This is a genomic window from Teichococcus aerophilus (assembly GCF_014490485.1).
GTDB classification, from domain to species: Bacteria; Pseudomonadota; Alphaproteobacteria; order Acetobacterales; family Acetobacteraceae; genus Pseudoroseomonas; species Pseudoroseomonas aerophila.
On record NZ_JACTVA010000028.1, the window covers coordinates 37,327 to 56,184 of the forward strand.

15 protein-coding genes are annotated in these 18,858 nt (G+C 68.1%); 11 read left to right on the top strand and 4 right to left on the bottom strand.

Annotated elements, in window-relative coordinates:
* Positions 1 to 190 precede the first annotated feature (190 nt).
* Positions 191 to 667, bottom strand: a complete 477-nt coding sequence (paaI, locus tag IBL26_RS15365) for a hydroxyphenylacetyl-CoA thioesterase PaaI (protein ID WP_187785383.1) — start codon at positions 665 to 667, stop codon at positions 191 to 193.
* 190 nt (positions 668 to 857) lie between these two features.
* Between paaI and paaX the strand changes: the two genes are divergently transcribed.
* From paaX to IBL26_RS15400, 7 genes are all read left to right on the top strand, one after another.
* Complete coding sequence (gene paaX / locus IBL26_RS15370; RefSeq protein ID WP_187785384.1) at positions 858 to 1,718, top strand: phenylacetic acid degradation operon negative regulatory protein PaaX; 861 nt, start codon at positions 858 to 860, stop codon at positions 1,716 to 1,718.
* Positions 1,719 to 1,804: 86 nt separating this feature from the next.
* Complete coding sequence (gene paaA / locus IBL26_RS15375) at positions 1,805 to 2,812, top strand: 1,2-phenylacetyl-CoA epoxidase subunit PaaA (protein ID WP_187785385.1); 1,008 nt, start codon at positions 1,805 to 1,807, stop codon at positions 2,810 to 2,812.
* A gap of 10 nt (positions 2,813 to 2,822) precedes the next feature.
* Entirely contained in the window at positions 2,823 to 3,122 is a 300-nt protein-coding gene (gene paaB, locus IBL26_RS15380) for a 1,2-phenylacetyl-CoA epoxidase subunit PaaB (protein WP_187785386.1), read from the top strand.
* Between the two features lie 10 nt (positions 3,123 to 3,132).
* Entirely contained in the window at positions 3,133 to 3,909 is a 777-nt protein-coding gene (gene paaC / locus IBL26_RS15385; RefSeq protein WP_187785387.1) for a 1,2-phenylacetyl-CoA epoxidase subunit PaaC, read from the top strand.
* Between the two features lie 5 nt (positions 3,910 to 3,914).
* A complete protein-coding gene (gene paaD / locus IBL26_RS15390; protein ID WP_187785388.1) occupies positions 3,915 to 4,424 on the top strand; it encodes a 1,2-phenylacetyl-CoA epoxidase subunit PaaD in 510 nt (169 codons plus the stop codon).
* A gap of 328 nt (positions 4,425 to 4,752) precedes the next feature.
* The gene (paaE, locus tag IBL26_RS15395) at positions 4,753 to 5,853 is read left to right on the top strand and encodes a 1,2-phenylacetyl-CoA epoxidase subunit PaaE (RefSeq protein ID WP_187785389.1); all 1,101 of its coding nucleotides are present in this window, start codon (positions 4,753 to 4,755) and stop codon (positions 5,851 to 5,853) included.
* 220 nt (positions 5,854 to 6,073) lie between these two features.
* Entirely contained in the window at positions 6,074 to 7,498 is a 1,425-nt protein-coding gene (locus IBL26_RS15400) for a DUF4403 family protein (protein ID WP_241749426.1), read from the top strand.
* 285 nt (positions 7,499 to 7,783) lie between these two features.
* Here the strand turns inward: IBL26_RS15400 and paaK are convergent, their stop codons facing one another.
* Both paaK and paaG read right to left on the bottom strand, forming a co-directional pair.
* Complete coding sequence (gene paaK / locus IBL26_RS15405; RefSeq protein WP_187785390.1) at positions 7,784 to 9,100, bottom strand: phenylacetate--CoA ligase PaaK; 1,317 nt, start codon at positions 9,098 to 9,100, stop codon at positions 7,784 to 7,786.
* 43 nt (positions 9,101 to 9,143) lie between these two features.
* Positions 9,144 to 9,929 carry a 2-(1,2-epoxy-1,2-dihydrophenyl)acetyl-CoA isomerase PaaG gene (gene paaG, locus IBL26_RS15410; RefSeq protein WP_187785391.1) on the bottom strand — a complete coding sequence of 262 codons (786 nt, stop codon included), beginning with the start codon at positions 9,927 to 9,929 and terminating at the stop codon, positions 9,144 to 9,146.
* Between the two features lie 208 nt (positions 9,930 to 10,137).
* Here paaG and IBL26_RS15415 point away from each other — a divergent pair, with 208 nt between their 5' ends.
* Together IBL26_RS15415 and paaZ are read left to right on the top strand one after the other, a co-directional pair.
* Positions 10,138 to 12,234, top strand: coding sequence for a 3-hydroxyacyl-CoA dehydrogenase NAD-binding domain-containing protein (locus IBL26_RS15415; protein ID WP_187785392.1), 2,097 nt, complete (start codon positions 10,138 to 10,140; stop codon positions 12,232 to 12,234).
* Positions 12,235 to 12,259: 25 nt separating this feature from the next.
* Entirely contained in the window at positions 12,260 to 14,296 is a 2,037-nt protein-coding gene (gene paaZ / locus IBL26_RS15420) for a phenylacetic acid degradation bifunctional protein PaaZ (RefSeq protein WP_187785393.1), read from the top strand.
* A 297-nt stretch (positions 14,297 to 14,593) separates the two neighbouring features.
* Here the strand turns inward: paaZ and IBL26_RS15425 are convergent, their stop codons facing one another.
* Complete coding sequence (locus IBL26_RS15425; protein ID WP_187785394.1) at positions 14,594 to 15,064, bottom strand: Lrp/AsnC family transcriptional regulator; 471 nt, start codon at positions 15,062 to 15,064, stop codon at positions 14,594 to 14,596.
* 191 nt (positions 15,065 to 15,255) lie between these two features.
* Between IBL26_RS15425 and IBL26_RS15430 the strand changes: the two genes are divergently transcribed.
* Positions 15,256 to 17,352, top strand: coding sequence for a transketolase C-terminal domain-containing protein (locus IBL26_RS15430; protein WP_187785395.1), 2,097 nt, complete (start codon positions 15,256 to 15,258; stop codon positions 17,350 to 17,352).
* Between the two features lie 2 nt (positions 17,353 to 17,354).
* Positions 17,355 to 18,551 (top strand): dihydrolipoamide acetyltransferase family protein, encoded by a 1,197-nt coding sequence (locus IBL26_RS15435; RefSeq protein WP_187785396.1) that lies wholly within the window; start codon positions 17,355 to 17,357, stop codon positions 18,549 to 18,551.
* The last annotated feature ends 307 nt before the right edge of the window (positions 18,552 to 18,858 follow it).

Genomic DNA, 18,858 nt, shown 5'->3' on the forward strand with positions numbered 1-18,858 from the left:
GCCGGCCTGGCCGCCATTGGCTGTCTGCGGCGAAGGTTAGAGCGTGATCGCCGCGGGTGACATCACCGAGTTGCGGAGCCGGAAGAAGGTGCGGGGCATGGTCTGGTTGGAAAGAACGCGCTCCATGGAAGGACGCGGCCCTACGGCGGCGGAGGCGTCATCGAAGCCGTGAGGCGGCTGCCGCCACGGTTCAGTCGGTGACGCTGCCGCCGATCTCGCGCGATTGGCCCTGGAACAGTGCCACGACCTCGCCCTCCGCATCGGTGATGCGGACGTCGTAGATGCCGCTGCGGCCGGATTGGGCGGAGAGGCGGGCCTGGGCCGTCAGCACGCTGCCGGCGCGGCCGGGGCGCAGATAGGTGATGCCGCAGGCCTGGGCGACGGTGCGCCGGTTGAAGCTGTTGCAGGCGAAGGCGAAGGTGCTGTCAGCCAGGGCGAAGAGAAAGCCGCCATGACAGGCGCCATAGCCGTTCAGCATGCGTGGCTCGACCGTCATGGACATGTCGGCCTCGCCCGGGGCGACGCGCAGCAGGGTCAGGCCGAGGCCTTGGGATGCGGCGTCGTTCCGCCACATCGCCGCCGAAGCGGCTTCGGCCCGCGCCTGGGGGTCGGGCGCCTCGGGCGCGGCGGCGTCCGGGCCGGGGGGAAGGGGGGCGTGCTGGGTCATTCTTGGTCCTCCGTCCGGGCAGCGTGTCATTCACCGGTCGGACGGTCAAACAAGCGGGGCGGCAGTGCGGTGCTAGCGAGGGTCCAAAGCATGGCCGGTGCAGCGGAGATGCCCGCACCTTGCGGTTCGTCGGCGTGGTCCGTGTCTTGGGGTGATTCCACCCTGGGCGATCCCGCATTAGAACAGGCGCATGACCGCCGCGCCGCTGCAGGACATCCTGCGCCATCTGAACAATGCTCCCTCCCGCACCTGGTCGGTCGTCATCACGGTGTTCGGCGATGCGGTCGTGCCGCGTGGCGGCGCCATCAGCCTGGCGACGCTGACCGAGATCTTCCAGGGTATGGGCGTGGCCGAAGGGGCGGTGCGGACGGCGATGTCCCGCCTCTCGGCCGATGGCTGGCTGGAACGCCGGCGCCAGGGCCGCAACAGCTTCTACCAGCTGGCCGCGAAAGGGGAGGCGACCTTCGCGGAGGCCGCCGCCCGGATCTACGGCGCCCAGCCGGCCAACTCTCTGCCACGCTTCCGGCTGGTGCTGGCGGATAGGGGCGAGGCTCGGGCCGCCCTGTTGCAGGCCGGCTTCGGCCAGGCGCAGCCGGGGCTGTGGATGGCGCCGGAGGGCGTGAAGGTGCCCGCGGCTGCGGCAGATGCCATCACCGTCCTGGCCGATGCCAGCCAGGAGGACGCCCGGCGGCTGGCGGCGCAATGCTGGCCGCTGGAGGAACTGGCGGAGAGCTATCACCACTTCGTCGCCGCCTTCGCCCCGCTGGCACGCTGGTTGGAGCAGGGCCACGCCCTGGCGGGGCTGGATGCCCTGGTGGCGCGGGTGCTGCTCATCCATGAATACCGCCGCGCCGTGCTGCGCCACCCGCCTTTGCCGCGCGGCCTGCTGCCGGCGGCCTGGGCCGGGGATGCGGCGCGCAGCCTCTGCGCCTCGCTGTACCGGGGCCTGATGCCGGCATCCGAGGCGTGGCTGGATGCCCATGCGGTCAGGGCCGAGGGTCCCTTGCCAGCGGCTGGCGCGGGCTTGGCCGCCCGCTTCCCCGGGCCGTAAAGCGTTACCGATTTTTCTTGGATTGCGGAGAAAATGTTTTATATTTCCCGCTAAGGACCCATCCCCGACGGTCCAGGAGGACGGCCATGTACACCCAGGCGCTCAACGCCCGTGACGATGCCCCTGCCATTCGTCCGGCCGAGGAACTGGAGCAGGAAGCCCGCTTCCAGGCGCGCGTCGATGCCGAGGAGCGCATCGAGGCCAATGACTGGATGCCGGCCGCCTACCGCAAGACGCTGGTCCGCCAGATCTCCCAGCACGCGCATTCCGAGATCGTCGGCATGCTGCCGGAGGGGAACTGGATTACCCGCGCGCCCTCCCTCCGCCGCAAGGCCGCGTTGCTGGCCAAGGTGCAGGATGAATGCGGCCACGGCCTGTATCTCTATGCCGCCGCCGAGACGCTGGGCGTGACGCGGGAGGAACTGACGGAGCAGCTGCTCAGCGGCCGCGCCAAGTATTCCTCCATCTTCAACTATCCGACGCTGACCTGGGCGGATATGGGCGCGATCGGCTGGCTGGTGGATGGCGCCGCCATCATGAACCAGATCCCGCTCTGCCGTTGTTCCTATGGCCCCTATGCCCGCGCCATGATCCGCGTGTGCAAGGAGGAGAGCTTCCACCAGCGCCAGGGCTACGAGATCATGTTGACGCTGTGCCGCGGCACGCCAGAGCAGAAGGCGATGGCGCAGGAGGCGCTGAACCGCTGGTGGTGGCCCTGCCTGATGATGTTCGGCCCGCCGGATGCCAGCAGCCAGCATTCGGACCAGTCCACCCGGTGGAAGATCAAGCGCTTCTCCAACGACGAGCTGCGGCAGAAATTCGTCGATGCCACGGTGCCGCAGGCGGAGTATCTCGGCCTGACGCTGCCGGACCCTGACCTGCGCTTCGTGCCTGATGAGAGCGGCGACGCCAGCAAGGGCCACTGGGCCTATGGCGAGATCGACTGGGCCGAGTTCAAGCAGATCCTGGCCGGCAACGGCCCCTGCAACCGGGACCGCCTGGCCGCGCGCAACAAGGCGCATGACGAAGGCGCCTGGGTGCGGGAAGCCGCGCTGGCCTATGCCGGGAAGCGCCGCGCCCGCCAGGCGGCCTGAGGAAACACCGATGTCCACGCAGACCAACAAGACCGTCACCCCGCTGTGGGAGGTGTTCATCCGCAGCCGCAACGGCCTGGCGCACAAGCATGTCGGTTCCCTGCACGCGGCGGACGCCACGCTGGCGCTGCAGGCAGCGCGGGATGTCTATACGCGGCGGGGGGAGGGGCTCTCGATCTGGGTGGTGCCGTCCAATGCCATCACCGCCTCCGACCCCGGCGAGAAGGGCATGATGTTCGAGCCCGCCGAGAGCAAGATCTATCGCCACCCGACCTTCTACGAGGTGCCCGACGAAGTCGGGCACATGTAAGGGCCGGCGCATGACCACGACATCGATCCGCGTCGTCGAGACGCCGCTGGTACTGTACGCGCTGCGCCGCGCCGATGACGCGCTGGTGCTGGGGCACCGCCTCTCCGAATGGTGCGGGCATGCGCCGGCGCTGGAGGAGGACATGGCGCTGGCGAATATTGGCCTGGACCTGCTGGGGCAGGCGCGCTCCCTCTACAGCTACGCGGCCGAGATGGAGGCGGCGGGCCATACCGAGGACGACTTCGCCTTCCACCGCGATGCCCCGCAATACCGCAACCTGCTGCTGGCCGAGCTGCCGAATGGCGACTTCGCCCGCACCATCCTGCGGCAGTTCTTCTACGCCGCCTTCGCCGACCTGTACTGGCGCGCCATGATGGCCTCGCCTGACCCGACCCTGGCGGCGATCGCCGCGAAGTCGGAGAAAGAGACCGCCTACCATCTGCGCCACTCCGCCGAATGGGTGATCCGCCTGGGCGATGGCACGGAGGAAAGCCACCGCCGCGCCGCCGATGCCGTGGCCTATCTCTGGCCCTATACCGGCGAGATGTTCGAGGCCGACGCGGCCGAGCGCGCGCTGGTCGATGCCGGCACCGTGCTGGACCCCGCCGGTTTCCGCGATGCCTGGGACAAGACCGTCAGCGATATCCTGGCCGAGGCGACGTTGGAAAAGCCGGCAGCCGGATGGATGCAGCAGGGCGGCCGCAGCGGCCGCCACAGCGAGCATCTGGGCCACCTGCTGGCGGTGATGCAATCCGTGCCCCGCGCCATTCCCGGCGCCACTTGGTGAACGGCATGACCCAGCTCGATAACGGACTGGGCGACGAAGTGCTGCGGCGGAAGGCCATCGAGGCCGCGAGCACGGTGGTGGACCCGGAGATCCCGGTACTGACCATCGCCGATCTGGGCGTGCTGCGGGACGTGACGGTGCAGGGCGGGCATGTCCGCGTGGACATCACCCCCACCTATTCCGGCTGCCCGGCGATGAACATGATCGCGGTGGAGATCGACCTGGCGCTCTCCCGCGCCGGGATCGAGGATAAGGAGGTGCGGACCGTACTGGCCCCCGCCTGGACCACCGACTGGATGACCGAGGAAGGCCGCCGCAAGCTGCGCGAATACGGTGTTGCCCCACCGCAGCCAGGCACTGGCCGCCGCGCGCTGTTTGGCCAGGACGTCGTCGCCTGCCCGCAATGCGGCTCGACGCAGACGCACCAGTTGGCGGAGTTCGGCTCCACCTCGTGCAAGGCACTGTGGCGGTGCGAAAGCTGCCGCGAGCCTTTCGATTATTTCAAATGCCACTGAGGCGGGGGGCTTCTGCGGTTTCGGTGGGAGGAAGGCCGGGGGAAGAATTCCCCGGACCCCTTCTTTTTGTCTGCGAGTTTGCCGTTGCGGCCCGAAGCAGGCGCAGGCGCCATGATGATTTTATCAATGGGCCACGCGGGCTGAACACTCCGTCGCCGGAGGTCCTAGACCTCCGGCGCGAACCGGCCGTGTCTCAAACCGGCCAGGCTCTCCAACAGCCACGCCAGCCAAAACTCGAAAAAGGAAAAGGGGTCCGGAGAATTTTTCCCCCGGCCTTCCGCCCCGCCCTCGTGGCGCCACACCCCATTCAGCCCTGACGGGAACGGCCATGTCCGCGACCACGACGACCAGCACCCCGCGCTTCCACCGCTTGCGCATCGCCGACCTGAAGCGGGAGACGCGCGATGCCGTCTCCATCGCCTTCGAGGTGCCGGCGGAGATGCGGGAACTTTATGCCTTCCAGCCCGGCCAGTACCTGACGCTGCGTACGACGCTGGAGGATGAGGAAGTCCGCCGTTCCTATTCCATCTGCTCCGGCCCGGATGATGGGGAACTGCGCATCGCGGTAAAGCAGGTGGATGGCGGCGCGTTTTCCACCTGGGCCAATACGGCGCTGCATGCGGGCGATGAGCTGGATGTGATGACGCCGACGGGCCGCTTCGGCGTGGCGCATGCCGCCGGGCAGGCGCGCCTCCATGTCGGCTTCGCGGCGGGGTCCGGCATCACGCCGATCCTCTCCATTGCGCGTGGCATTCTGGCGCGGGAGAAGGAGAGCCGCTTCTTCCTGTTCTACGGCAACCGCTCCGGTGGCGAGATGCTGTTCCGGGAACAGCTGGAGGAGCTGAAGGACCGCTTCCTCGGCCGGCTTTCCGTCTTCCATGTGCTGTCCCAGGAGGAACAGGACATCCCGATCCTGAACGGCCGCCTGGATGGCGAGAAGGTGCGGGTGCTGCTGCGCCACATCGTACCGGCCGAGCAGGTGGACCACATCTTCGTCTGCGGCCCCACCGGCATGAGCGACGATATCGACGCCACGCTGCGCGAGATGGGCGTGCCGGAGGACCGCGTGCATATCGAGCGCTTCGTCTCCGCCCTGGGCGGCAAGCCGCGGCCGCGGCCGGTGCCCAGCGTGGCGGAAGCCGGGGCGGCGCATCGCATGGCCTCCCTGATCGTCGATGGCAATCGGCGGGACGTGAAGGTGGCGGAGGGCGAGGCCATCCTGGACGCCGCCCTGCGCGCCGGGCTGGACCTTCCCTATGCCTGCAAGGGCGGCATGTGCAGCACCTGCCGCGCCAAGGTGGTGGAGGGCAGCGTGGAGATGGAGGTGAACTACTCGCTGGAGCCGTGGGAGACCAAGGCCGGCTTCGTGCTGACCTGCCAGGCCCGCCTGACCAGTGAGCACGTGGTGATCGACTACGATCAGATGTGAGGACCGGGACGGCGGCCCCGGCTACCCATAGCGCCAGCGGGGCGGGCCGACCCAGGGTTCCCTTCCTCCCGCGCACCGGGGTCGGGCCGCCCATCCAAACGTGAAGCCTCGCCCCTGCTGCGCCGGCTGGACCTCTGCGGCTATGCTGCGCCGCATGCGGCGGATATGGGCGTGGATCTGGCGGTGGCGGCGGTGGTTCCGGTGGGGGGTGGGGGCAGGCTTGCTCATCGCCGCCGGCATCTACGCGGCCCTGTGGCTGGAAGCGCGGGAGGCCCTGCTCTCCAGCGACCCTGAGCGCCGCGCGGCACAGCTGACGCTACCGGAGCAGGAAAGCGCGGTGATGCTCCGGCTGAACCTGCCACTGGAACTGCTACGCCAGGCGGCGGACCGCGCCCTGCCCGCCGAGTTCCGCCAGACCAGCCAGGACGGCGCCGCCAGCCGCTACGACATCACCATCCGCCGCACCGGCAACTTCACCCTGTCCGAGGCCGACGGCAAGCTGCGTGCCCGCGCCGGCATGGCGGTGAACGGCACGGTCGGCCTGGGGGGCGGCCTGGCCAGCTTCCTCGGTCTCGGCGAGAAGAATATCGACGCCGCCGCCGAGGTGGCGGTGGATTTCGACATCGGCGCCGATAACCGCTGGTGCCCCTCGGTCGGCATCGTCGTCCACTATGGCTGGACGCGCACGCCGCGGCTGGAAGTCGTCGGCGGCGTCTGGGTCGGTATCGAGGAACGGGTGAAGGCGCAGGTGGAAACCGCGCTGCGCGGGTTGCCGGACCAACTGCAGGCGCTGCTGCCCTGCTCCGTCATCCGCGAACAGGCGCTGGCCCTGTGGCAGCCCCGCAGCATCGAGGTACAACTGCCGGCCGCGCCGCCGCTCTATGTCGGCTTCCAGCCGCAATCCATCGGCCTGTCCGAGGTCACGGTGGAACCGCGCAGTTTGCGGATGATGCTGGGGCTGCGCGCCCGCACCACCATGGCCTCCACCCGCCCCAGGCTGGGGCCGCCCACCACCCTGCCGGCGCTGCACGCCCTGCCGGAGCGATGGTCCGACCGCGATGGCCGGCTCCGCCTCTCCCTGCCCATCCGCGCCGGCTACGACATGGTGCGGGACTGGCTGATGGGCGAGTTCGGCGGGCGGGACATCCCCTTCGTCACGCCGCTCGGCACCGTGCAGCTGCGGGTGAAGCAAATCTTCCTCTACCCCAGTGCCCCTGCGATCGCGATGGCGGTGACCTTCGATGTCCGCATGCCCGACCCTTGGCCGGACACTACCGGCCAGGTGGTCTTCTCCGCCCGCCCCGTGCTGAGCCAGGGCGGCACGCGGGTCGGCCTGACCGACCTGCGCTTCTCCCGCAACCTGGACAGCGTCACCTGGTCCCTCGCCACCATCCTGTTCGAGCAGCAAATCCGCGACATGCTGCGCGACGTGGCAGTGTACGACCTGAAGGACGTCATGGACGGCGCCGTCTCCGCCCTTCGCCAGCGCCTGGCCGACCCCAACCTGACCCACGGCCTGCGCGTCACCCTGACCCGCCCCAGCATCCGGCTGGAGCAGGTGGTGCCGGAGAACGACGCGCTGACCGTGCTGGGCACCGCCGAAGCCGGGATGGAAGCGGAGATTACCGCGTTGCCGTTCCGCTAGGGCGTTGGGGGAGAGGAAGGCCGGGGAAGGAATTCCCTCGGACCCCTTCTTTTCTTTTTTCGAGTTTCGGGTGGGGCTGTTAAGAGGGCTTGCTTGAGAGCCGGCTGGGTGCGCCGGAGGTCCTAGACCTCCGGCGACTGACGGTTCAGCCCGCACGGCCCATGATAAATATCATCAAGCAGCGTTTGCTCTCATCTCTGCAGCGCTTCGCGAAACTCGCAGAAAAAAGAAGGGGTCCGGGGAATTCCTTCCCCGGCCTTCAACCTTGCTTCCCCTGCAGGCCACTCAGCCCTTGGGCCGCTGATCCACCACCCGGCGCATCTTGCCCATGGAGCGTTCGACGCCGCCGGGCTGTTCGATGATCACCTTGGTAGTGATGCCGATGGTATTCTTGATCTGCTCGACCAACAGCCTGGCCTCGCGCGGCAGGCCTTCGCCGTCCCACAGGCCGGCGTGGCATTCGGTGTGGATGGTCATGCAATCCATCCGCCCTTCGGTTGTCAGGCGGATCTGGAAGTGGCCGCTGCACCAATCCTGCGCCAGCAGGGCTTCCTCGATCTGGGAGGGAAAGACGTTTACGCCGCGCAGGATGATCATGTCGTCGGAGCGGCCGGTCACTTTCTCCATCCGGCGCATGCCGGGGCGGGCGGTGCCGGGCAGCAGGCGCGTCAGGTCCCGCGTGCGGTAGCGGATGACGGGCTGGCCTTCCTTGGTCAGGGTGGTGAAGACCAGCTCGCCCAGTTCGCCATCCGGCAGCACGGCGCCGGTCTGGGGGTCGATCACCTCGGGGTAGAAATGGTCTTCCCAGATGTGCAGACCGTCCTTCGTCTCGACGCATTCCTGCGCGACGCCGGGGCCCATGACTTCGGACAGGCCGTAAATATCGACGGCCTGCATGTCGAAGGCCTGTTCGATCTCATGGCGCATCGCGTTGGTCCACGGCTCGGCGCCGAAGATGCCGATTTTCAGCGAGGACTGGCGTGGGTCCAGCCCCTGGCGGCGGAATTCATCCATCAGCGCCAGCATGTAGCTGGGCGTGACCATGATGATCTCCGGCTTGAAGTCGTTGATCAGCTGCACTTGCCGCTCGGTCATGCCGCCGGACATGGGGATGACGGTGCAGCCCAGCCGTTCCGCCCCGTAATGGGCGCCGAGGCCGCCGGTGAACAGGCCGTAGCCATAGGCGTTGTGCAGCTTCATGCCGGGCCGGCCGCCGGCGGCGTGGATGCTGCGGGCCATCAGCTCGGCCCAGTTGTCGATGTCGCCCTGGGTGTAGCCGACGACGATGGGCTTGCCGGTGGTGCCGGAAGAACCGTGGATGCGGGCGATCTTCTCCTGCGGCACCGCCAGCAGGCCGAAGGGGTAGTTGTCCCGCAGATCGGACTTCACCGTGAAGGGGAACCTGGCGATGTCCTCCAACTCCCGGAAGTCATCCGGGTGGACGCCCGCCGCGTCGAAGCTGCGCTTGTAGTGGGGGACGTTGTCGTAGGCATGGCGCAGGATCTTCGCCATGCGGTCGCGTTGAAGGGCGCGGATATCCTCGCGCGATGCGTGTTCCACCGCCGAGAAGACGGGGGGGTGCTGCAGGGAAGCTGCGCTCATGGTGTTGGTTTCCTCCGTCTTCTTTGTTCAGTCTTGCTTGGTTTTACTCGGATTTTTGGCCGAAGCGGGGCGGCCGTTTTTCCATGAAGGCGCGTACACCCTCGGCATAGTCGGCGGAGCGGCCGGCGCTGCGCTGCAGGTCACGTTCCAGGTCCAGCTGCGCGTCCAGCGTGTTACCGTGTGAGGCTTCCAGCGCCTGCTTGATGCGGGCGAGGCCTTCGGTGGATTGCGCGGCCAGCCGTGCGGTCAGGTTCTCGGCTTCCAGGGTCAGCCGGTCGTCGTCCACTGCCTGCCAGATCATGCCCCATTCGGCGGCGGTGGTGGCGGGCAGCGGCTCGGCGGAGAACATCAGCGCCTTGGCGCGCGCTTCGCCGATCAGACGCGGCAGCATGAAGGTGCCGCCGGAATCCGGCACCAGCGCGATCTTGGAGAAGGACTGGATGAACCTGGCCGATTTCGCCGCCAGCACGATGTCGCAGGCCAGGGCCAGGTTGGCGCCCGCGCCGGCCGCCACGCCGTTGACGGCGCAGACCACCGGCTTCGGCAGGGCGCGGATGCGGCGCACCAGCGGGTTGTAGAAACGCTCCAGCGTGTTGCCGAGATCGGGGGCCTCCCCGGGCTTGCGGTCGCCCAGATCCTGGCCGGCGCAGAAGCCACGGCCTTCACCGGTCAGCAGGATGGCGCGGCAATCGGCGGCGTCCGTAGCCTCGCCCAGCGCGGCGTAGAGCGCGGCGTGCAGGGCCTCGTTGAAGGAATTCAGCTTCTCCGGCCGGTTGAGCACCAGCTTGTGCCAGCCATCACGCTTCTCGACCTTCAGGACCTGTTCCATCCCGTTTCCTCCCATGTCTCGCGGCCGACCATGGATGGCTTTTCCGCAAGGCCGCAAGCGGGCGGCGCATTATTCCTTGCATTGACCGTCCGGACGGTCAAATAATTTCGTGCGGCTGGATGCAAAGCCTGTGTGCAGGTGCAGCATCTTGCCAAGCAGGGGACAAGCACCGAACCTGTGTCCAAACCTACGGAGAGGAAGCAGACACATGGACAACACCGGCAACCCGGCCGTCTCGATCACGCGCCAAGGCGGCGTGGCGGTGGTGCAGGTCAGCTACGCCCCTGTGAATGCATTGTCCCGCCCCGTGCGGCAGGGGCTGCTGGAAGCGGCGCGGCGGCTGGCGGCGGATGCGTCGGTGCAAGCCGTCGTGCTGCATGGCGGGGCCGGGCGCTTCATCGCCGGCGCCGACATCAAGGAAATGGACCTGCCGCCGGATGAGCCGGTGTTGCCGGACGTGGTGGCGGCGCTGGAGGCCATCCCGCAGCCGGTGGTGGCCGCTATCGATGGCGTGGCCCTGGGCGGCGGGCTGGAAATCGCCCTGGCCTGCGACCTGCGGCTGGCGGCGCCGAAGGCGAGTGTCGGCCTGGTAGAAACGCGGCTGGGCATCATCCCCGGCTCCGGCGGCACGCAGCGTCTGCTGCGGTTGGTCGGTACCGCCAAAGCGATCGAGCTGATCGGCCAGGCCAAGGTGCTGAAGGCGCCGGACGCGGTGGCGCTTGGCATCCTTGACGAGGTGGTGGAAGGCGATCTGCTGGCGGAGGCGATCCGCAGGGCACCGCTGGCCGCCAAGCGCCGCGTCTCCGTCCTGCCCATGCCGCCGCGCGACGAGGCGGCGGAGGAAGCGGCGGCCCAGGCGGCGGTGAAGCAGGCGAAGGGCGTGCCCGCTGTCGCCGCCGTGGCCATGCTGTTGCGGGAGACGGCCGGGCTGGCCTTCCCCGAAGGCGTGCGGCGGGAGCGGGAGATGTTCCTGCCGCTGCGGGCCAGCCCGGAAGCCGCCGCGCTGCGTCACCTGTTCCTGGCGGAGCGGGAGGCATCCCGCGTGCCTGGCCTGGAAGGCGTCGCGCCCCGCAAGGTGGAGCGCGTGGCGGTGATCGGCGGCGGCACCATGGGCAGCGGCATCGCCGTGGCCGTGGCCGATGCCGGGCTGCTGGTGCATGTCGTGGAGCGCGACGCGGACGCCGCCGAAGCCTGCGCCGCGCGGCTGCGCGATACCTACGGCAAGCAGGCCAAAAGCGGCCGGTTGACCGAGGCCGTGGCCGCCGAGCGCCTGGGGCGCATCACCCCCGTGCACGACTGGAACGTGCTGGCGGAGGCCGACCTGATCATCGAGGCCGCGTTCGAGGAAATGGGCGTCAAGGCCGATATCTTCGGCCGCATTGATGCCGCCGCGAAGCCGGGCGCCGTGCTGGCGACCAACACCTCCTACCTGGACCCCGATGCCATCGCCGGCTTCACCAGCCGGCCGCAGGACGTGCTGGGGCTGCACTTCTTCGCCCCTGCCAACATCATGAAGCTGCTGGAAGTGGTGCGCTGCGCCAAGACGGCGCCGGACGTGCTGGCCACCGGCATCGCCTTCGGCAAGAAGCTCGGCAAGCTGCCGATCGTTTCCGGCGTGTGCGAGGGCTTCATCGGCAACCGCATCTACGCGGCCTACCGCCGCCACGCCGAGTATCTGGTGGCCGATGGCGCCAGCCCGCGCGAGGTGGATGCGGCGATGGAGGCCTACGGCTTCGCCATGGGCATCTTCGCCGTCGGCGACATGTCGGGGTTGGATATCGCCTGGGCCATGCGCAAGCGCCGCGCCGCCACCCGCCCGCCCGGCGAACGCTACGTCACCATTCCTGACAAGCTGTGCGAGGCCGGGCGGCTGGGCCGCAAGACTGGTGCCGGCTGGTACGACTATGCCGGCGGCAAGGCGCAGCCCGACCCGGCTGTCGACGCCATCATCGCCGCCGAACGCGCGGCCGCCGGCATCACCCCGCGCAGCTTCACGGCGGAAGAGATCCAGAATCGGCTTCTGGCCGTGATGGCGAATGAAGGCGCCAAGATCGTGGCCGAGGGCATCAGCCTGCGGCCATCCGACATCGACCTGGTCTTCACCAATGGCTACGGCTTCCCGCGCCTGAAGGGCGGGCCGCTCTTCGCCGCCGACCAGCGCGGCCTGGGGCCGGTGCTGGCCGAGGTGGAGGCCGCCGCCCAGGCCGGTGGCAGCGGTGCGGAGCCCGCGCCCCTGCTGCGGGAACTGGCCGAGAACAACAGCACCTTCAAGGAATGGCAGCGCGGGCGCGCGACGCCCGGCTGACCCAAAGACACAGGATGGGAACACCATGGCGCTGACACTGCAAAGCTACTCGGCCAATCGCTGGATCGGGGCCGGCCGCGATGCGGTCGAGATCCCCAGTGCCGTCGATGGCCGCGTGGTCGCCCTGGCTTCCAGCGAGGGTGTGGATTTCGGCGCCATGGTGCGGCATGCGCGGCAGGTCGGTGGCCCTGCGCTCCGCTCCCTGAACTTCCACCAGCGCGCGGAGCTGCTGAAGCGCCTGGCGGTGTACCTGACCGAGCGCAAGGCGGCGCTCTACGAGCTGTCCTACGACACCGGCGCCACCAAGCGGGATAGCTGGGTGGACATCGACGGCGGCATCGGCACGCTGTTCGCCTATGCCTCCCGCGGTCGCAAGGAATTGCCGAGCGAGCGCTTCGTGCTGGATGGAGCATTCGAGCCGCTGTCCAAGCACGGCAGCTTCGTCGGCGCGCATATCCTGACGCCGCTGCACGGCGTGGCCGTCCATGTGAACGCCTTCAACTTCCCCTGCTGGGGCATGCTGGAGAAGCTGGCGCCGACCCTGCTGGCCGGCGTGCCGGTCATCACCAAGCCGGCGACCTCCACCGCCTATCTGGCGCATGCCATGGTGGCGATGATCATCGAATCCGGCATCCTGCCGCCGGGCGCGTTGCAATTCGTCGCCGGCTCCACCGGCGATCTGCTGGACCACCTGACCGGGCAGGACGTCGTCTCCTTCACCGGCTCGGCTACCACGTCCGGCAAGTTGCGCGACCATGCCACCATCTCCCGCAACGCGGTGCGCTTCATCGCGGAGCGGGATTCGCTGAACGCCGCCATCCTCGGCCCCGATGTTACGCCGGAGAGCCCGGAATTCGATCTGTTCGTCAAGGAAGTCATGCGGGAAATGACCTCCAAGGCCGGGCAGAAATGCACCGCGATCCGCCGTGTCATCGTGCCGCGCGCGCGGCTGGAAGCGGTGCGGGACGCGCTGGCGGCGCGGCTCGGCAAGCTGACGATCGGCAATCCGCGCAGCGAGGCGGTGGGCATGGGCCCGCTGGCCAGCCAGCAGCAGCGCCGTGACGTGCGCGAGAGTATCGCGCGCCTGGCCACCGAGGCCGAGATCGCCTTCGGCGACCCGCTGCACTGCACCGTCGCGGATGCGGATGCCGAGAAGGGCGCCTTCCTTTCCCCCGTGCTGCTGCATTGCGCCGACCCGATCCGGGCCGAGCGGGTGCATCACGTCGAGGCCTTCGGCCCCGTCGCCACCCTGCTGCCCTTTGACGGGCTGGATCAGGCGATCGACCTGGCCCAGCGGGGAGAGGGCAGCCTCGTCGCCTCCGCCTTCTCCTACGACCCGGCCGTCACCGAGGAACTGGTGATGGGCCTCGCCCCCTTCCACGGCCGCCTGTACCTGCTGGACCGTGACAGCGCCAAGGAAGCCACCGGCCATGGCTCGCCCCTGCCATCCCTGGTGCATGGGGGCCCCGGCCGTGCCGGCGGCGGTGAGGAAATGGGTGGGCTGCGCGGCGTGTATCACTACATGCAGCGTACGGCGCTGCAGGGCTCGCCCGCCAAGCTCTCCGCCCTGACCAGGACCTGGGGCCCCGGCGCGCCGATCCGCAGCGAAGCCCCGCACCCCTTCCGCAAGAATTTCGACAAGATCGCCGTGGGCGACACGGTGGAAACGCCTTCCCGCGTCATCACCCTGGAAGACATTGAGCATTTCGCCCACTTCACCGGAGATACCTTCTACGCCCATATGGATGAGGACGCCGCCAAGGCGAACCCGTTCTTCCCGGGCCGCGTGGCCCATGGCTACCTGATCCTCTCCTTCGCCGCCGGGCTGTTCGTCGACCCCGCGCCCGGCCCGCTGCTGGCGAATTACGGGCTGGAACGGCTGCGCTTCCTGAAGCCCGTCTCGCCCGGGGACAGCATCCGCGTCCGCCTGACGGTGAAGACCAAGCGCTCCGCCCGCATGCCGGAATACGGCGAAGTGCGCTGGGATGCGGAAGTGTTCAACCAGGACGGCGACACTGTCGCCCAGTACGACGTCCTGACCATGAGCGCCCGGCCGGCCTGAGGCGGCGGGAGGCGCTGCTTGGGGGGAAGGGAGGGCCGGAGAAAGAATTCCCCGGGCCCTTCTTTTTCTGCGGGTCTGGCGGGGCGCTTCAGGACTGAGCGGGCGCTGCTTGACGATTTTCATGATGGGCCACGCGGGCTGAACTCTCAGTCGCCGGAGATTAAAAGCTCCCTTCGCACCAGTTGGCCTTGAGTCCAACGTCTCAACGGCCCCACCAGCGAAAGCTCGAAGAAGAAAGAAGGGGCCTGGGGAATTCCTTCCCCAGCCTTCTTTCCCAACCTGACACCATTCAGCCGTCTAAAGCGGCAAGGCCGACGTGTTCTTGATCTCCCGCAGCGCGAAGTGCGAGGAGATGTGCTGCACCGCCGGGTTCACGAACACGACTTCCTGCAGGAAGCGTTCGTAATGCGCGGCATCCTTGACCACGGCGCGGATGATGTAGTCGGCGCTGCCGGTCATGGAGAAGCATTGCAGCACTTCGGGCCGTTCCAGGATGGCCTTCTCGAAATCCTGCAAGGCGTCCCGGTTGTGCTTGGCCAGGGTGACGTTGGCGTAGACGGTCTGGCCGTACCCCAGCTTTGCCGCATCCAGCCGCGCGACGTATTCCAGGATCACCCCGGCATCCTGCAGCGCCTTCAGCCGCCGCCAGGTGGGGGAGGTAGAGAGGCCGATGGCGTCCGCCAGCTCCTGCACGCTCTGCCGCGCGTTCTTCTGTAGCGAGGCCAGGATGGCGCGCTCGAACTGATCCAGTTCCGGCCTGTCAGGCATGGCAACTTCCTTGAGATTCAGATCGGGCATGAACATGCCCGAATGATCAGGTGTTGGTTCAGGATCATGCCCAGGAAGAGGCATTGCGGGCAAGAATGAGAAGGGTTTTGCCGCTACGCCGGGCCTAGGCTGATCTCAACGCATCGCCGGCCGGGGAAACCTGAAGCCAGGCTTTCAACAGGGAACGGACCATGGGATCGCTTGCCCGCCCCACGCCATCAATGCCGGACCGCAGCCAGGCGGTGCCCCCCGCGCTGGACTGGCGGCGGGTCGTCCATCTCCTGCACGTCTCCCGCGCGCTGGATGCGTTGGAAGAGAAGACGCTGGTGCCGGAGAAGAAGGTTCTCTACCAGTTCTCCGCCCGCGGGCACGACCTGGCGCAGATCATCCTCGGGCTTGGCCTGACGGAACCGCACGATGCCGCCTGCGGGTATTACCGGTCCCGGCCAATGCTGCTGTCCCTCGGGGTAGAGATCGAGGATGCGCTCGGTTCCTCCATGGCCCGTGCCGGCGGTTATTCGGATGGGCGGGATATCGGTGTCGTCTTCAACTACCCGAATCCCGGCGGCGCATCGGCCCTGCCGATGTGCGGCGGAGTAGGGGCGCAGTACACCCCCACCGTGGGCTGGGCGCAGGCCATCGAGTACCACCGCACCGTGCTGAAGGATGAGCGCTACGCCCGCTCCATCGGCGTGGTGCTGGGCGGCGAGGCCTCGGTCGCCACCAACGGCTTCTGGTCCGCGCTGACCATCGCGACGACGCAGAAGCTGCCTGTGTTGTTCTATATTGAGGATAACGGCTACGGCATCTCCGTCCCCTCCGGCTTCCAGACGCCGGGGGCGGATATCGCCGCCAACCTGGCCAGCTTCCGCGGGCTGCACGTGCTGTCGGGCGATGGAACCCATCCGGTTACCGCCGCCACGCTGATCCAGCAGGCGCAGGCGCATGTGCGGGACCGGAACGGCCCGTGTCTGTTGCGGCTGACTGTGCCTCGCTTGCAAGGCCACAGCTTCCAGGACACCCAGACCTACAAATCCGCCGCGACGGTGGAGGCCGAATGGGCGCGGGACCCGCTGCCCAAGCTGCACGCTTTCCTGGTGCCGGCGCTGATGCCGCAATCCGAATGGGACGCCCTGGCGGCAGCGGCCAAAGCCGCGGTGGAAGCTGCCCGTGAGGCCGCCGAACAGCGCCCCGTCGCGGAGCCGGAGACCGTGCTGCGCTACGTGTTCTCGGAGGATGCCACGCAGGTCATGGGCGGCCTGCGTGGCGCCGGCCAGGCCCCACTGGCCACCGGCGCGGCACCCCGCCCCGAAGGCGCGCGCATCAACATGGTGACCGCCATCCGCCGCACGCTGGAGCATGAGCTGGCGGTCAACCCGCGCGTGCTGCTGTTCGGCGAGGATATCGGCCCCAAGGGCGGCGTGCATGCGGTGACGCTCGGCCTGCAGGACAAATTCGGCGACAAGCGGGTGTTCGATACCAGCCTGTCCGAGGAAGGCATCGTCGGCCGCGCCGTCGGCATGGCCATGGCCGGGTTGATGCCGGTACCGGAAATCCAGTTCCGCAAATACGCCGACCCGGCGGCCGAGCAGATCAACGATTGCGGCACGCTGCGCTGGCGCACCCATAACCACTTCGCCGCGCCGATGGTGCTGCGCATGCCGGTTGGCTTCTTCAAATGCGGCGACCCATGGCACAGCCAGACCAACGAGGTGCAGTTCGTCCATTCGCCCGGCTGGAAGGTTGTCGTACCTTCCAACGCCGAGGACGCGGTCGGCCTTTTGCGCTCCGCCCTGCGTGGCGACGATCCGGTGATGTTCCTGGAACACCGCGCCATGCTGGATGCCGCCTGGGCGCGGCGTCCCTACCCAGGCGACGACTACGCCATCCCGTTCGGCCGCGCCAAGGTGACGATGGCGGGCGAGCAACTCACCATCGTCACCTGGGGCGCCATGGTGGAGCGGTGCGAGGAAGCCGCCAGGGCCAGCGGCCACTCCGTCGAGGTCATCGACCTGCGGACCCTGATGCCGTGGGATAGCGCCGCGGTGCTGGCTTCCGTCAGCCGCACGCATCGCTGCCTGATCGTGCACGAGGATCTGCGGACTGGCGGCTTCGGGGCCGAGATCGCCGCCGTGGTGGCGGACCAGGCCTTCATGGAACTGGACGCACCCGTCGCGCGGCTGACCATGCCGGACGTACCCAGCCCGCATAACCCGGTGCTGCTGAACCATGTCGTCCCCTCGGTGGAGCGCATCCGCGCCCGCATCGCCGAGCTGGTGGAGTTCTGAGCATGGCCGACACCAACACGCTGCCCACGGTCGAGATCCTTTCCCCCGTCGCGCAGGAGGGCACGATCACCGCCATCCGCACCTGGTTCAAGCAGGTCGGTGACCAGGTGGAGGAAGGCGAGCCGCTGGTGGAGCTGGAGACCGACAAGGTGGCCATGGAGGTCTCCGCGCCGTCCTCCGGCCGCCTGGCGGCCATCCTGATCGCCACGGGCGACGTGCAGCCGGGCGCCCTGCTGGGCCACATTGCCCCAGGCGCTGCCGTGTCCGCCGCCCCTGCCATGGAGGCCATCAAGCCCCCCAGCGTCAGGCTGGAGCCGGAGCTGCGCCTCTCGCCCGCCGTGCGCAAGCTGGTCAGCGAGAGCGGCATCGATCCCACCGGCGTGGAAGGCAGCGGCAAGGGCGGCCGGCTGACGCGTGAGGACGTGGTGCGCGCGCTGGAGCAACGCGATGCAGCGCCGCCGCCCAAGGCCGTGCCCAGCTTCGCGCCAACGGCCAGCGCACGCTCCACCAGGGTTCCACATACCGCCATGCGCCGGCGGATCGCCGAACACATGGCGCATTCGGTGGCGACGGCCCCGCACGTCACCGCGGTGTTCGAGGCCGATGTCAGCGCCATCCTGGCGCATCGGGCCAAACACAAGCCCGGCTTCGCGGCGCAGGGCATAAACCTGACGCTGACCGCCTACTTCATCCAGGCCTGTGTCGAGGCAATGAAGGTCTCCCCCAGCGTCAACAGCCGCTGGCATGACGATGCGCTGGAAGTCTTCTCCAGCATGAATATCGGCGTCGGCACCGCGCTGGGCGACCAGGGGCTGATCGTGCCGGTGATCCATGAGGCACAATCGCTCTCCCTGCTCGGCATCGCGCAACGGCTGCAGGACGTGACCGCCCGCGCCCGCGCCGGCACGCTGGCGCCGGACGACGTGCGCGGCGGCACCTTCACCCTGTCCAACCACGGGGTCTCCGGCTCCCTCATCGCCACGCCGATCATCATCAACCAGCCGCAATCCGCCATCCTGGGCATCGGCAAGCTGGAGAAGCGCGTGGTGGTGCGGGAGATCGGCGGCGCCGACGCCATTCTGATCAGGCCGATGAGCTACGTCTCCCTCACCATCGACCACCGCGTCATCGATGGTGCCCAGACCAATGCGTGGCTGACCCGCTTCGTGGAGGTGCTGGAGAACTGGCCGCTGGGGTGAGGCGGTGCTTGCTTGGAGGTAGAAGGCTGGGGAAGGAATTCCCCAGACCCCTTCTTTTTTCTGCGAGTCAGGGTTGGCGCCTGGCGGCACAAGGGCGCGCCTTTTGTGATGATCTATAGGGGCGCGTGGAACGAGCGCTGAGCGTCTCTGTCATGGATTGAAGCAGCCGAAGACGCGCACCACACGTCAGACATAAGTCTGACGACAGGCAGTTTTCTTCATTCGGGCGGACCGCAGCTATCTGGCTTAGCCTTGCTGTACACCAGTCCAACCTGCCCAAAGCCGCCGCTAAACTGATAGAAAGAAG

Excerpts from the sequence above, each read along its gene's own strand:
- IBL26_RS15415 (WP_187785392.1), top strand. The coding sequence starts at position 10,138 with ATGGACAACACCGGCAACCCGGCCGTCTCGATCACGCGCCAAGGCGGC.
- paaB (WP_187785386.1), top strand. The coding sequence starts at position 2,823 with ATGTCCACGCAGACCAACAAGACCGTCACCCCGCTGTGGGAGGTGTTC.
- paaA (WP_187785385.1), top strand. The coding sequence starts at position 1,805 with ATGTACACCCAGGCGCTCAACGCCCGTGACGATGCCCCTGCCATTCGT.
- IBL26_RS15430 (WP_187785395.1), top strand. The coding sequence starts at position 15,256 with ATGGGATCGCTTGCCCGCCCCACGCCATCAATGCCGGACCGCAGCCAG.
- paaC (WP_187785387.1), top strand. The coding sequence starts at position 3,133 with ATGACCACGACATCGATCCGCGTCGTCGAGACGCCGCTGGTACTGTAC.
- paaX (WP_187785384.1), top strand. The coding sequence starts at position 858 with ATGACCGCCGCGCCGCTGCAGGACATCCTGCGCCATCTGAACAATGCT.
- IBL26_RS15425 (WP_187785394.1), bottom strand. The coding sequence starts at position 15,064 with ATGCCTGACAGGCCGGAACTGGATCAGTTCGAGCGCGCCATCCTGGCC.
- paaI (WP_187785383.1), bottom strand. The coding sequence starts at position 667 with ATGACCCAGCACGCCCCCCTTCCCCCCGGCCCGGACGCCGCCGCGCCC.
- paaG (WP_187785391.1), bottom strand. The coding sequence starts at position 9,929 with ATGGAACAGGTCCTGAAGGTCGAGAAGCGTGATGGCTGGCACAAGCTG.
- paaK (WP_187785390.1), bottom strand. The coding sequence starts at position 9,100 with ATGAGCGCAGCTTCCCTGCAGCACCCCCCCGTCTTCTCGGCGGTGGAA.
- IBL26_RS15435 (WP_187785396.1), top strand. The coding sequence starts at position 17,355 with ATGGCCGACACCAACACGCTGCCCACGGTCGAGATCCTTTCCCCCGTC.
- paaE (WP_187785389.1), top strand. The coding sequence starts at position 4,753 with ATGTCCGCGACCACGACGACCAGCACCCCGCGCTTCCACCGCTTGCGC.
- paaD (WP_187785388.1), top strand. The coding sequence starts at position 3,915 with ATGACCCAGCTCGATAACGGACTGGGCGACGAAGTGCTGCGGCGGAAG.
- paaZ (WP_187785393.1), top strand. The coding sequence starts at position 12,260 with ATGGCGCTGACACTGCAAAGCTACTCGGCCAATCGCTGGATCGGGGCC.